This window comes from Acinetobacter sp. YH12138, assembly GCF_015218525.1.
Taxonomy (GTDB): domain Bacteria; phylum Pseudomonadota; class Gammaproteobacteria; order Pseudomonadales; family Moraxellaceae; genus Acinetobacter; species Acinetobacter amyesii.
Genome location: NZ_CP048670.1, coordinates 1,726,001 through 1,741,053 on the forward strand (window position 1 = coordinate 1,726,001; position 15,053 = coordinate 1,741,053).

Below are 15,053 nucleotides of genomic sequence, written 5' to 3' on the forward strand. Positions count from 1 at the left end.
AGGCATGTTACCTTTGCGTTTTGCTCCTTACCAACATTTAGTTGGTAACTTACAGTAAGTTAGCTTTCAAGTAGTACAGCACCAAATTGCTCACGTAAATCTTTTTTCAGCATTTTACCTGTTCCACTCAAAGGAATAGCATCCACGAAAATCACTTTATCTGGCACCTGCCATTTAGCGACTTTATCTGCATAATAATCCAAAATTTCTGTATCAGATAAATCGACATCTGGCTTTTTAATTGCAATCAAAACAGGTCGCTCATCCCATTTCGGATGAGTCGCTGCAATCACTGCTGCCATTGCAATTTTAGGATGTCCCATAGCCAAGTTTTCTAACTCAACAGAAGAAATCCATTCACCACCCGATTTGATCAAATCTTTTGAACGGTCACTAATTTTTAAGAAACCATCTTCATTCAGGGTTGCAATATCCCCGGTATCAAACCAACCATCTGAGGTTAATGCAGACTCTGTTTTGCCAAAGTAATTGCCAATAATCCAATGCCCTTGGATCTGTAAATTACCCGTCGTTTCGCCATCACGTGCAACTTCATGTGTACCGTTTTCTTCATCGGTAATACGTAAATCAACTCCAAATGGCGGACGACCTTGTGATAATCGTACTTGTAATTGTTCTTCTTCAGATAATAACAAATGTTTGGCTTTAAATTGGTTTGAAGAACCTAATGGACTGGTTTCGGTCATTCCCCAAGCATGAATCGTTTCACAGTTAAATTGTTCTTTAAACACTTTTAACATCGCAGGAGGACAAGCAGATCCACCAACCACATTACGCACTAAACTTTCAAGCTGACTACCCGCTTGCTGCGCAGCATTAATTAAACCTTGCCAAATCGTTGGAACGCCCAATGCAACGGATACTTTATAGTCATCAATCATTTGCGTCAGGCTCGCACCATCTAAACCTGGGACTGGCAGCACTAAAGTACATCCCACCATTGCCGCAGCGTATGGCGTACCCCATGCATTGACATGGAACATCGGTACAACGGGCATCATAATATCTCGCGCTGAGATATTTAATGAATCCGGCATACAAATCGCATAACTGTGTAAGACTGTTGAACGATGGCTATACAACACGCCTTTTGGATTGCCTGTGGTACCCGAGGTATAACATAAAGAACTAGCCGATAATTCATCTAATTCTGGCCATGTATAGTCTGCAGATTGTCCCGCGATAAGTTCATCATAAAATTTAACATCTGGCACCGCTTCGACAATTGCTGCATCCGGTGCATCTAAACAAATAAAATGTTCAACAGATTTTAATAGTGGTTTTACTGCTTTGATTAAAGGCAAAAAGGTTTTATCAAATAACATCACGCGGTCTGCGGCATCATTGATGATAAAAATTAATTGTTCTGGAAATAAACGCGGATTAATGGTGTGACAAACATAGCCGCTACCTGAAATAGCGTACCAAGACTCTAAATGACGGTGGTTATTCCAAGCGATGGTCGCAACACGATCCCCTAAATTTAAACCGAGTGAAGCAAGAACATTAGCAAATCGTTTTGAATTTTTATGGACATCACCCCAAGTGGTTTTCGTAATCGTCGAGTCTGTATTTTTTGAAATTACTAAACTATCCGCATGATAGCGACCCGCATGTTCAATCATGCTACTAATCAAAAGCGGTTTAAACATCATATTACCAAGCATTCTTTGCTCCCACATTCATCCATATTGAGTTGTTGTTTTTCCGCACTGTCCTGCAGATTTTTTAAAACTTTGCACCATGTCAAAAGTGATTGTTCTTTATCGACAAGGTTAAAGCAGTAGATATGAAACGCATATCCAAAACTGATTCTTATGTTTTAACCTTAATTGATTTTAGAATCCACTGTTTTATTGCTCAAAATATGAATGCTTTAGTGGTATATAATGCAAAAATTAATAGCATCATCCCAATTCAAAATATGTTCCTATTTTGTTTTCGTTCTTTTGCTTTAAAAAATGTCGATTTCAGTTATCAAATAATCGACTGAGTCAATTGGCATAAAAAAACCCAGTCTAGATACACTGGGTTCAATCGTCGCATTAGCCGTTGTAGTTACAATAGTTACAGCACTTCAAACTCAATACGACGGTTTTTCTTACGGCCTTCAGGCGTAGCATTGTCTGCCACAGGCTTATTTGAGCCCATCCCTTCAGTACTTAAGTTCGCCGCTGCAATATTTTTTGAAATCAGGTAGTTTTTAACTGCATTAGCACGATCTTGGCTTAAACTTAAGTTTTTCTCAGGATTCCCTGAGCTGTCTGTGTGACCAATAATTCGTACTTTTTTCCCACCGACGCGATTCAGTGCGATAACCATTTCATCTAAGATCTGTACCCCAGATGGTGCTAAAATCGCGCTTCCAGATTCAAATTCAATAATACGATTACGTAAAGCCGCATCAATAATGGCCTGTTCAGCCTGATTGACAGAAAGCTGTGCATTGAAACGAAAAGGTGCTGTGACCAAAGACTGAAACTTGGTGGTCGTGGGTTGGATATCATTTTGATTTGACATCTTGCCACTTAAATCGACTTGCGTTCCGCGTACAGAGAGTTTCCCCTGTTTTACTTTTTTTAAGTCGTCATTAATCATTTGGCTTACGCTATTACCCCAACCATTAGGTGCTGTAACCGCTCGAACCTGAATTTTATCAACCACATTTGCCTGACCATAGGTCAAATAGGCTTTATTTAATATTTCTTGCTTGGTTGCTTCATTCGGTACAGCACCTTCAATCACAATAGGCTCTGCCCAAAGCAAAGTCGAACAACCTAAAATGCATACACTCGCAATAAATTTGGGCAACATTGGTAAGATTCTTTGCATCATTATTCTTCTATAAAAGTCTGTCTAAAAAGTTTAATGCCATGAATAAGGCTGATCTGACGCTCACTCAAAGACTGTTCCAAAACGGCTAAGCCTGCATTTTGTTCAAGATAAGGATCAATCCAACTGGCATCGATCAGGGAAACCCAATGATCACTTTGCATATTTTGGGTGAAAACATCACTAAGTGCAGTAATATCAGCACCTTGAAAACCAAACAGTAAAACAGGTGAATCACTGTGTAGGATGCCAATGAGTAACTCAGCATCTTGGTTTTCGACAAAACGACTAATTAAATTGACCCAAAAAGCCGCGATTTCATAGCAGTAACTAATATTATTGATCGGTAAGATCAACACTTTATTCAACCGAGACGTGCCCTGATGAATAATCGGTTGTAGCAGCAAACCGAGACCAATCATGCTTTGCGCCAACTGATAAGGCGTAAAATTCAATAAACGTGCAAATGAATGCAACGTATGGTGCTCATAAAAAGAAGAGGTTTCTTCTGTTCCGAACACTTGGATTTCGTTATTCAATTTGCCTAATTTATCGAGCAAAATATCGGGATCGCGAATAGAACGCATCACTCGGTTACGCTGATATAAGTCAATTAAGGTTTGTTTATAACGATATGGTGCATACAAAATATTATCGAAAGGATCATCGATTTCTAGCAGATGAGCGAGCACCATTGGAAATTGACGCTTTGAACTGTCTTCACTGCTAATCAAATTGGCAACCAAAAAACGCTTATCTTTTGGACTGGCAATAAAGAAATCTAATGAAGGCAGTGAGTTATACGCTGCATTAAAATTGTCTGAACGCATAGCGAACTCAAGCGCCTCCGTGATCCACTGATCGATTAACTGAATCAGTGAATATTGTTCACGGCTCTTTAAGAAGTCACCACGAGCTGGACATTTTCCATAATACAGCGGTGTCGTTCTCACTTCATACATCGTCACACTCCTTGTTCTTTTGCACGAATGCCACCGCTCTCATTTTTAAATTCATCATCATGGTGTTGCTGTTCCTTGTACAACACTCATCGGTGAAGTCGCTGGTGGCGCTACAGGCGCTTGTCCTGCAGGCATCGTTTGCGCTGCGACGACACGAACACCTTTATTCGTCACCACTTGATCAACAAGAGTCATACCTGAATAGCCTGAACCTGTAGTTGGGCCAGATGCGTTACCACTAATTAAACGGAAATTCACTTTAACAAACACTTTTGGATTTTGTTTGCTACGCCACACCATTTCAAATGAATTACCATTTTGTGTACGCTGAGCGCCTTCAACCAATCGGTTAATACCATATTCACCTGGCTCATCAAAAATCGTATGCGTTTGACCTTCCAAGTCAATTGCAGTAATACGTGCACCCGGAATTGCCCCTTTATTTGGCCAAACGAAGTTCACCCATTGCTGAACACCGTTTTCATACACCATACGCTGACCATCAATATCAATGGTATATGAAAGCAACTGTGTATTTTCTAATGGGAAGAACTGGAAGTTCGATTGATTGGTTGCCGCAGGTGCTGCTTGACTCAATTCCCCTGTAGCAACGCCATTACTTGGCGCAACATAGCGTTGGAAGTTCGCTACGAATTGTGGATTTAAACCAATGCCCAAATCTTTCCATGTTTTCGTGGTTAAGGTATAGCCTCGACGAATCACCAATGGATCCAAATATTCTTTTACAAAACGAGCGATACTTCCGTTTTCACCAAAAATTTGGCTAATTTCATTACTGGTCGCTTGTAAAGTAGCATTGCTATTAAATGGATATTTAGGTGCAAGATTGGTTGTAAATGGTTGATACGCCTGCATTGCCCACAACTTATTAATTTCGTTTTGAGCTGGGATCAGTAATACTTCAAATGACTGGGTCACCGGCTGCATAAAGAGCTTTTGAATCAACTGCTGGTCTAATTCATTCAGACCCACAGACATTTTTTCATCCACAAATTTTTGCGTGCTATTAAAGACAGAGCTTTGATCATTGATGGTTTGTTTCACCAATGTCATGCTTGCAGGTCCCATATCACCGCCACTCTTCAAATCATTGAACTTACTACGTACTTGACTCAAAGACAGCATGTATTCATCTAAAATAGATTTGTTTTGCTGATCATCACGCTTACGAACTAGTTGATAGAACACATCAAACTCTTTTGCAATAACGCCTTGACCGGCTTTAGAAGCAACTTGCTGTGCCTGCTGCGCATCATCACGGCTGAGGACTTTACGTTTAAACCACGCAATAAAACCTTTCTGAGGCGCAGCCAGTTCTGCTTGAACAATTGGATTATCCCAGCTGGTTTCTTTGGCAATACGGTCGACCACTTTACGAATTGGCGAATTCTCAGGTTCACCTAAAATATCGATAAAACGTGACTGCTGAGCAACATCTGCACCTTTGCCATAATGCACAGCATTTAAAAATTTACGCCATTCAGCGATATATTCCTGCTTATAAAGTTCGGTTAACTGTTTACTGATCTGATCTGGACTACCACTAAACGTCAGGTCATCAGAGCGATTGGTATTGAGTACCCAATCTTGGGTATCTGTCGGATTATTCGCAGCTTGGTTAATCGCATCTTTTACATAATCATTCCATGCTTGGTAAGTAAAAATACCCGGCAAAGCATAACTACCTAACATGCTGTTTTGGCCTGTTTCACCTAAAATTTGCTTCACAGTTACTGCAGGGAAACGTACCGAACCACGCATTTTAATTTCATTATAAACGCGGTCACGTGCAGGAATACCCATAGTAACAGCCGTCAATAATTGACGTGTTTGATCTACCAATAAAGGATCAGATTCCATTTGCGGAAACGCAGGATCAGCAGCTAAAGTCATCGCATAAGATAAAACTTGTTCGGCTTTTTGAATCATTTCCCCACGTGGCATTTGACCACGATTTGAATCTAACCACGAACGCCAGAAACGAGTAATCTGGTCACTCAAATGGCTCGATTCCATATATTTATGATTGCTCATCATCAAATAAGCCTTCAGTGCATTATATGCATCCTGAGGATTAGTATCCGATGGTTCTAAATAGGGCTGATTTGATTTCACAGCTTGAGTGATTTGCACATTGACGTGATTTTCTTTCAACGTCGCTTCATTGGCTTTAACGCGTTGTAAGTACTGCGCCATATTTTGCTGAGATGGTGCCAATACAATTTGTTGAATACCACGTAAATACTCAACTTTAAGTTTTTCACGGATTTTATTCCCTTGGTATAAACCAAAGCTGTATTTCAAAGGACGATCTTCATCAAAGTGATCGAGCTGCTGTAAATGCCCTTGTAATATCAGCAATGCATCCAATTGAGTCGAAAGCTCACTTCCGCTATGGCTTTCCATTTGCACAACTTTGTCTAAGTCAGCTTGAACTTCCGCCACGAGTTGTTGGTTATTACGATACGACCAAACCCATAACCCAAGCACCACAGCAACCAATAACAATGCAGCAATAAATGCCATAAAGCGCTGACGTTTACGTGCAGGATTGATATGTTGTTTAACTAGATTTTTATCTTTTAAAATGACGGTTGAAAAGAGTCCTTTTAAGAAATAACCATGGTCTTGCGAAACAGAATTCGTGGGAATGCCAAACTCACTATCCGTACTTTTCACCAAATGAAAGTCTTCAGCGATTTGCTCGGTCATTGGACTTTCAATCACACCTTCTTGTAGCGCACTGGTGAAATAGAACCCACGGAAAACTGGTTTAAACTGATAAGGGTTGTCTTGAAACAACGTACCAATAAAAGTTTTTAACACTGGCTTTAAACTTTTAAACTCAAGTGGAAATGTCATTACACTTGGAGAAATATTTTGCGAATGACGACGACTCAAGTGCGTAGTACTGACGCTCTTCAAACCATCGTATAAAATTGAATAATGCTTTTCGAACATCTCAACGGCATGCTCAGATGAGTCTGGATCATAAGGCAGTGTTGCACCCCAAACTTGATCAAATTCATCCTTATCATAACAATCAAAAAATTCAGTAAAGCCAGCAATCAAATCCATTTTTGAAAAAACGATATACACTGGCGCAAAAATTTCTAAACGTTCAGTCAAATCCTGTATACGTGCGCGTAAGTTTTTGGCTAATTTGATTGATTTTTCAGGGCTTTGACTGACAAGCTCAGCCACAGAAACAATCACGATTAAACCGTTAATCGGCGCTTTAGAACGGTTTTTCTTTAGAATATTTAAGAAACCTAACCATTCTGAATGGTCTTCGGCATAAACTGAATATCGACCTGCGGTATCGAGTAACACACCATCTGTAGAGAAAAACCAATCGCAGTTACGTGTACCACTTAAACCTGCCGACACCATTTTCTGATGAGTTTCTTCAAATGGAAATCTAAGACCAGAATTATAAATCGCTGAACTTTTACCCGCTGCTGGGTTACCAATCACCATGTACCAAGGTAATTCATATAGGGCTGCATTACCCTTTTTGTCGCCGAGTTTTGATTTACGGATAAGTTGAATCGAGTCTTTCATTTGCTGATTGATCAGCGCAAGTTCTTCTTTATTCTTTTGTTTGCCGTATTCAGCTTCATTATCTTTGGCAATCGCCTCAGCTAGCTCTTCGCCTTGCTGTTTATGACGATAATGCTGCACTAATTCATAAATACCCCACAGAATTAATCCGAGAATATAAACAGCAACCACAATGTAAAAAGTCTTTTGTGGAATCGAATTATGCATAGCCACAATGGCCACAAAAAATGACAAAGCCACCATCGCTTTAGGATTGGTGACGTACTGCCAAACATAACCGAGGATCGTATAAAATAGTGTGTTCACAATGTTCTCAATTTCGTCTTAATTCTAATTAAACAGTTTCTTGTTCAAGTTCATCTTCTACTGAAAATGCTTGAATAAAAGCAAATGTCGATTCTTGGTCTGTGCTATAAATCATGGCAGTTAACTCTTCTGGCAAGTGCATACCCAACATGAATCCAAAAATTTTTGCCAATTGCTGGGTATTTCCAAGATTCTGTTTTGTATATAAAAAATGATAGGTTTCAATCGCGGTTTCATTAAATTTATACTGTAATTTTTTCACCACTTTCATATCCGTTGCATCATCTAACATCAATAAAAAGGGTTGTTCTTGATCATACTGATCTAAATTATTCAGTGCTTTAAGCTCTAAATTACGCTTCAACTCAGGCTCATGTGCCACCACCTGTAGCACTTTATTTGGAGTTAAACCTCGAACTTGAACGTCTGAAGCAGCCAAACACCAACTCGATGCAAACTCTGCAGCAATGTATTTTTCTTGTAACCACATCTTTTCATCAATCCATTCTTGGTCGATTTCAGAGTCAGCATTGAGAATCAAACTGACTTCAAACTTTTGTTTTGAAATCATCTCTAAAATGCTTAACCATTCTGAATAAGCGACTTGAGTGCCGATAAAATGTGGCTCGATATGAATTTGTTCGGGAATGATCGAAAATCCGTCAGATAGATACTGCTGAATAATTTGAGCATAATCATCATTCCATTGATGAATCAAATTATCAGCAAGCAAAATATGAACATTTATACGATTTAGACGTGAAACTTGCTGTGCAGTGTTCTCCAAATGTTCTGGGTGTTCATCTTGCGTATAGTCTGGGTCCACCCAACCCGGATGCATACGATACTGATATGCCAATTCACTATCATAAAAGAGTGCTGATTGCTTCAGATGCTCAGCGATTAAAAACAGACTTTCAACGTGTTGCTCTAGTTGTTGCTGAATAAGTGACTGGATTCGTTTTTCACGCATGGTGATGGCACTATATTCATCATCTGCTTCTTCATTAGTGAGTTCATCTAAATCTTTGATTCGAAATGAAAGAACAGGCAAACCGTATGCATTAAATAACTTATCATCGAGTTCAGGACTTTTGAATTGTTGAATATCTTGGATAATTTGTTCGTTTTCACCAAAACTATGCCAAGCCGCTGAAGAATAAACATTTAAACGAAATTGCTGTACATCAATAGGCTTTGGTTTTGCTTGTTCAATGGCCTCAAGTTGTTGTTGCTCAGCTTGTTCTTCTGCACGTTTTTCAGCTTCAAGTTTTTTTTCTTTTTGATGTTGAATGCCCTTGTAAAGCAAATAAGGCGACAAAATAATTGCACATAAAGCGACAGGAAGAAGTAAAAAGTATGTGACTAAATCGAAAGCCGTCGGGTCATAGCCTGTATCTCGCCAGTAAAAAATCACGAAAGCAGTACACAAAACAAAAAGCGTACTAAAGGTTCCAATTATTAATTTCAGCATTATTATGCATTCCCCATTAAGGCATAACAGGTTTCTGTATTATCGACCTGTTTATTCGGCTGTAAAAATGCTCCCTGAGCTAAACCAATTCCGCTCAAAGAATTTAAACACACCGGTTTTATTTCTTCTTTTTGTAAAATTAAGCGCACATCCACCATTAATGTTGGACTGCACCAAGTTTGAATCATTTGTTTTAATTTTAGGCTGCGTGCCTGATTCGGTAAAAATGTTAAATAATCTTCATGATTTAAAGGTCCAATCACGATTTCAATTTTTTCGTCAATCTGTTGAATCTTCTCACCACAAAAAGTATTCAGCCCCAATAAGCTTGGCTGAGATCCACCTAAACATGTTCTCTGATCTTCTTCAAATACAAAAGTTTCAGGGATAAATTCTCGAATATCAAATTTCTGCTTAAAGATACAATTCAGCATGGTTTTTAATGCATAAGCTGTATTGTTTTGCCCCTGCATTAAACCTGAGAATTCAGCAAAATAATCATCTAAATCTGGCTGATCATGCTGGCTACGGATATAACCATTTAATGCATGTAAAATATCAAGATAGTGATTATCCTGCTCGATTTCATAACGAATAGGTAAATGATAATTTAAACTGGCATCAACATAATGTGCTGTTAATTTATGATTAAACAGCCCTAAAAACTTTTGTGTTTCGTGTCGCTGATGTCGCCCGCTGAGCTTAATCTTATTGGTATAGCTATAAGGTAATGCACCTTGAATACCCGTTAAACCCACCATTAAATTTGTCAGTTCAACTTTCTCATCGTTGAACTCTAAACTTTCAATTTCAGTGTTCGGGAAGTTCAAATTAAGTGAACTATTAAACTCAAAGTCATTGGCCCAATGGACTTGAGCTGCTCCATAAGGTGCATGTCTTAACAAACGAGTAGCTTGAACAAACTCGTAGGCTTTCGGTTCTTGGAAAAGTCCGTCAATTACAGAGCTTTCTTGCCACCAACGTTCTGCACGCATTGGTATAACTCCTGTTGACTATTTGCATCAAAAACCGAGACATCGACAAAGCTGTTCATATTGACTTTTAAATTAAAGATATGGGCCAGCAATTGACTAAATATATACAGGCTATGCCCTCTAAATATATCCGCATCGATATCGAGCTGTACTTTTAAACCTCTGACAAATAATGGAAACGGTTTACTATCTACAAGTTTCTGTGTGGTAGAAAACTGAATCTTTTTTATGGAGTCGATAATAATTTGGTTTTCTTTCGATTTAGGTAAATTATACAATTCCAAAAGTTCTTTAATATGAGAGACCGTATCGCCTTTCATTAAAGACATATTATTCAAAGATAAATGTGAAATGACCCGCCACTGTTCTTGTTTATTTTGCTCAAAATAATACGGTAACGACGGTCGTTTGAGCATCAGGGCACGACGGGCCAAATTACTATCATTCAGAGTTAATGCATTCTGATCTTTATTATAACTTTCGTAAGGTAACTCACGATTACTACATAGTAGTTCAGTACTAATAAAATCGGACTGAGTGCTATGTGGGTCTAAAGCACGAGATATGATTGAATAGTTTAATTCCTGATGTTTATTCTTCATCTGCTGCGGATTTAAACTATAAAAAAACTGGACTTTATCCTGATGATAATGACTCATTGCAAAAAAAGGCAGTACAGGATAATACACTTCATCTTGGTTACTTTTTTCACGCACCATATTCATTTTTACAATGCTATAGGCTTGAAAATATTCAGGATGGTGTGCATCTGTCACCAATGGATATTCCATTCGCTTATGATTAATCTTTTGCGGCTCTGCTTGTTTATTGAAAAGATTAACAATTGGTGTAGCAAACAATTTAAAATTTGCCGCATTTAATTCTGAATAATTTCGAATCGCCGCTTGATCATTTAAATTGAGTTTAAAGTGCATTTGAACTTCAAATTCACTATGTTCTAAACTTAAAAACTTAATGAAATCTAAATTTAGATTTAAAAAATTGAATTTTTCAGGAACACAAAAATATTCCATCAATAAACGATATGCATGATGCGTATGTTGATCGATAGGTAGAACACTTTGAACTTCTTCAAAGCCCATAATTTCAAATGGATTGGCAATATCAAAAATGTGCTGCCCTACACGAATCGAAAAACTTGTAGTGGATTTAAAAATACTATCCAAAACCTGCAAAGGAAAATTAGAAATAGCGTCTAAAAAGATCGGCAAAGTTTCATTTTTGAGTAAAGCGTGCTTATTCGAAAAAATTTCAAATCCTAAGCTCAATGTGGCATTTTGATTTAAATGCATATGTGCCGATGGATGAGTTTTGAAATTGAGCTGTTTTAATTGAATCGGTAATAATGTGACTTCTTGTACCGTCTGATATTCACATTGAACACCGCGCGTACTTTTGGCTTTTAGACTGGTCGCCTTTGGAATAACGTGTCGATCTGTTAATTGCTTAATTTTATTTATATCTTCGAAGCTTACTACAGAACATGCAGGAAATGGTTTTAAATATTGAGGAAACATCACCTCAAAAATTGAACGGGTAAAAACGTCATAACTATCTGCAAGTTTTTTATCAATCCGTGCAGAAATTAGAGAAAATGCTTGAATTAAACGCTCAATATGCGGGTCATCTATTTGTTCTTGGTTTAAAGACAAACGCTGGGCGATTTTGGGGTATTTACTGGCAAACTCACGGGACTGTTGTCCAAATTCCTGTAGTTGTTTTTCGTAATACGGTAACAGCTCTTCAATCACAGATAACCCACTTCATTAAGCTCTTGGAGAAATAACATATTGTTGTGTTGTTGGTTTTAATAAGGCATCAAAAATAACTGGCTCATATAAAGGATGAATATTTAAATATGCTTGAATACTTAAACATAGTGCCCCCATATTATGACCATCCATGAGCATTTCGACTCGAATCTGCTTTAAACGCGGTTCATGTGCAGCAATCGATTGTTCAATTGACTGACAAATTTTGTCACGATCCGATGGATTTGCTGTCGATAAGCCCACAAAATCGATAATGCCAAACTGCAAAATAGACTTTTTTGCTAATGGAAAGTCATCAATCAGTTCATCTAACTTTGCCACCCGACTATTGAGGAGATCCTCTAAATCGGAAGCAACAGATTCACGAAGTTCTTGCAAAGACAGACCTTGAGTCTGCTGAGCATCTGCTGGTAATAAGCGGTCAAATAAAGTCGTTCTAAAACCATAAGGATAAAGCTGATCGAGATTCATATCTTCTTATAAATATTTAAAAAAATGAAAATAGAGGCTACCCAAGTAAGCCTCTATCTGAATCCATCTATTACGCTGCGTATGAAGCAGTGTTGTTAGATAATGACCACTTCTTAGTAACAGCACCTTTCGCAGTACCGTTAATATCTTGTTGGTTATATGTCCACTCTACTGCAGCATATTTCAAACCAAATGATTCGTGTGGAACACCTTCATCATTTACAGTTGGTGTCACGCTAGAAACCAACACATGTTTCAGTTTGATTTGAAGATATTTAATGCGTTTGTCGCCATTCGCACGGTAAAAATCAATTTGAACTTCATCAAATGTATAACCTGCTGAACATGCTTCCCAAAGTTTAGGGCTTGTCGCATCTAAATCTTTAACAAAAACCATGTCAGAATGTTCTACACGTTCTGCGGTGTGACCACCCACACTTGAAGAAGTCGCAGATTTAGGTTGACGGATGTTATGCGTCCAAGAGTTAACTTCTAACCAACTCTTGTGCTCTGCATCACGAGATTCGCCGTCTACTTTGTACTTACCACGAAATTGAATGTATATATCTTTCATTGTTCTGAATACCTATTTATTTAAAGTTATTATAGTGTTGACCCAAAATTAATTTGAGGACTGAGGTAACTCGGTCACAAGTCGTAATGAAACAGACAACTCATCCAACTGGAAATGTGGTCTTAAGAAAACCACAGATTTGTAGTGACCAGGCAAAGCTGGATTTTCTACAACTTTTACAGAAGCTTCACGCAATGGATACTGAGCTTTAGCTTCTTGAGATGCACCATCATCGAGTAATACATATTGCGATAACCATTCATTTAAGAAGGTCTCAACATTACCCGCTGATGCAAAACTACCCACTTTGTCACGCATCATTGCTTTTAAATAATGTGCAATACGTGAAACTGCCATGATGTATTGGATCTGGCTAGACAATGCAGAGTTGGCATTTGCTGTATCGCTATCATATTTTTTAGGTTTTTGCGTCGATTGCGCACCGAAAAATGCTGCATAATCCGTATTTTTGCAGTGTACCAACGGAATAAAACCAAGGTCACTCAGTTCTTTTTCACGACGGTCAGTAATGGCAATTTCAGTTGGGCATTTAAAGACCACTTCGCCATCATTGGTTTTGAACGTATGGACAGGCAAGCCTTCAACTAAACCACCACCTTCTACACCACGAATCGCAGCACACCAACCATGCATATCAAATGCATTGGTTAAACGCGTACCAAAGGCATACGCCGCGTTCATCCATAAATATTCATTATGATTTTCACCTGAAACTTCTTCAACGAAGTTAAATCCTTCAGTGGCAATGCCTTCTTTTGGATCATATGGCAAACGACCCAATACACGTGGCATTGTCAATGCAACATATCGTGCATCGTCACTTTCACGGAATGAACGCCATTGTACATATTCTGCTGTTTCAAAGATTTTAGATACATCACGCGGACGATCAATATCAGTAAAAGACTCTAGTCCCAACATATTCGGGCTAGCAGCCGAAATAAACGGTGCATGTGCAGCCGCAGCGACATGTGAAATTTGCTCAAGCAAATACATATCAGATGGAGTACGGTCAAACTCAAAGTCACCAATCAATGTTGCATAAGGCGCACCACCGAATGATCCATATTCTTCTTCATAGATTTTTTTGAACAATGTGCTTTGGTCAAAATCGGTCGCACCTTGGAAATCTTTAATCAGCTCTTTTTTCGTCGTATTTAACATACGAATTTTTGTTAAAGAGTTTGAAGGTGTTTCTTGGCAGAAATAATACAAACCACGCCATGTCGATTCAATTTTTTGAAATTCAGCATGGTGCATGATTTTACTTAACTGAGATGAAATCAACGCATCAATTTCAGCAATACGCTTATCAATTGATAAAGTCATATTGTCTGAAACGGTGATGGTACCTGCCATCACTTCTTTAGCAAGTTCACCAATCAAACTTTTTGCACGATCATGTTCTTGATCTGTACGCGCGATACGACTTTGTTCGACAATTGAATCTAAAAGTGAATATTCTTCGGTTGCTTCAACGTTTACAGCAGTTGCAGTATTATAATTACTCATTTTCTGCCTCCACGCTCAACTTACGAATTTGATCAGTGTTATGTAACACTTCATCCAATAAATCTTCTAAGCGTTCATTATTTGAAATTTTATTACGCAAGTCAGACAGACGCTCACGCGCGGCAACTAACTTTTGTAATGGATCAACCTGTTGTACAACTTGCTCTGGAGTGAAATCGGCCATGCTCTTAAATGTAAGATCTACCGACATTTTTCCACCGTCTTCAGTCAAGGTATTCTCAACTTGAAAATTAGCACGTGGCGCTAAAGACTCCATGACTTCATCAATATTATCTAAATCAACATTAATGAATTTCTTGTCTTTTAATTTAGTTTTCTCTACTTCAGATGCCGCAGAGAAATCACCTAACACCCCAACAACGAATGGTAATTCTTTAATTTCTTTACCGTCGCCAACTTCAACATCGTAAGTCAATTGAACACGAGGAGGACGAATTCGTTGAAGTTTTTTCTGTACACTTTCACGTTTTGCCATGAGTGCTTTTC

Annotated in this window: 11 protein-coding genes; all 11 read right to left on the reverse strand. The window is 38.4% G+C overall.

Annotated features, from left to right (window positions below; all coding sequences use genetic code 11):
• Nucleotides 1-59: 59 nt before the first annotated feature.
• The gene (locus tag G0029_RS08360) at nucleotides 60-1,688 is read right to left on the reverse strand and encodes a long-chain-fatty-acid--CoA ligase (protein WP_180109702.1); all 1,629 of its coding nucleotides are present in this window, start codon (nucleotides 1,686-1,688) and stop codon (nucleotides 60-62) included.
• Nucleotides 1,689-2,088: 400 nt separating this feature from the next.
• On the reverse strand, nucleotides 2,089-2,835 hold the full coding sequence (locus G0029_RS08365; protein ID WP_227591916.1) for an OmpA family protein: 747 nt from the start codon (nucleotides 2,833-2,835) through the stop codon (nucleotides 2,089-2,091).
• Between the two features lie 20 nt (nucleotides 2,836-2,855).
• Nucleotides 2,856-3,815: a type VI secretion system-associated protein TagF gene (tagF, locus tag G0029_RS08370; RefSeq protein ID WP_078190765.1), complete on the reverse strand. Its 960-nt coding sequence runs from the start codon at nucleotides 3,813-3,815 to the stop codon at nucleotides 2,856-2,858.
• 57 nt (nucleotides 3,816-3,872) lie between these two features.
• Complete coding sequence (tssM, locus tag G0029_RS08375; protein WP_180107929.1) at nucleotides 3,873-7,706, reverse strand: type VI secretion system membrane subunit TssM; 3,834 nt, start codon at nucleotides 7,704-7,706, stop codon at nucleotides 3,873-3,875.
• A 28-nt stretch (nucleotides 7,707-7,734) separates the two neighbouring features.
• The gene (locus G0029_RS08380) at nucleotides 7,735-9,180 is read right to left on the reverse strand and encodes a hypothetical protein (protein ID WP_180109703.1); all 1,446 of its coding nucleotides are present in this window, start codon (nucleotides 9,178-9,180) and stop codon (nucleotides 7,735-7,737) included.
• A 2-nt stretch (nucleotides 9,181-9,182) separates the two neighbouring features.
• The gene (gene tssG, locus G0029_RS08385) at nucleotides 9,183-10,175 is read right to left on the reverse strand and encodes a type VI secretion system baseplate subunit TssG (RefSeq protein WP_180023729.1); all 993 of its coding nucleotides are present in this window, start codon (nucleotides 10,173-10,175) and stop codon (nucleotides 9,183-9,185) included.
• Nucleotides 10,139-11,947: a type VI secretion system baseplate subunit TssF gene (gene tssF / locus G0029_RS08390; RefSeq protein ID WP_180107931.1), complete on the reverse strand. Its 1,809-nt coding sequence runs from the start codon at nucleotides 11,945-11,947 to the stop codon at nucleotides 10,139-10,141. Before tssF ends, tssG begins: the two co-directional genes overlap by 37 nt.
• A gap of 15 nt (nucleotides 11,948-11,962) precedes the next feature.
• A complete protein-coding gene (tssE, locus tag G0029_RS08395; RefSeq protein WP_078190770.1) occupies nucleotides 11,963-12,439 on the reverse strand; it encodes a type VI secretion system baseplate subunit TssE in 477 nt (158 codons plus the stop codon).
• A gap of 70 nt (nucleotides 12,440-12,509) precedes the next feature.
• Nucleotides 12,510-13,013 carry an Hcp family type VI secretion system effector gene (locus G0029_RS08400; RefSeq protein WP_078190771.1) on the reverse strand — a complete coding sequence of 168 codons (504 nt, stop codon included), beginning with the start codon at nucleotides 13,011-13,013 and terminating at the stop codon, nucleotides 12,510-12,512.
• A 48-nt stretch (nucleotides 13,014-13,061) separates the two neighbouring features.
• Complete coding sequence (gene tssC, locus G0029_RS08405) at nucleotides 13,062-14,546, reverse strand: type VI secretion system contractile sheath large subunit (RefSeq protein ID WP_111885474.1); 1,485 nt, start codon at nucleotides 14,544-14,546, stop codon at nucleotides 13,062-13,064.
• Nucleotides 14,539-15,042 carry a type VI secretion system contractile sheath small subunit gene (tssB, locus tag G0029_RS08410; RefSeq protein ID WP_078193364.1) on the reverse strand — a complete coding sequence of 168 codons (504 nt, stop codon included), beginning with the start codon at nucleotides 15,040-15,042 and terminating at the stop codon, nucleotides 14,539-14,541. Before tssB ends, tssC begins: the two co-directional genes overlap by 8 nt.
• Between the last annotated feature and the right edge of the window lie 11 nt (nucleotides 15,043-15,053).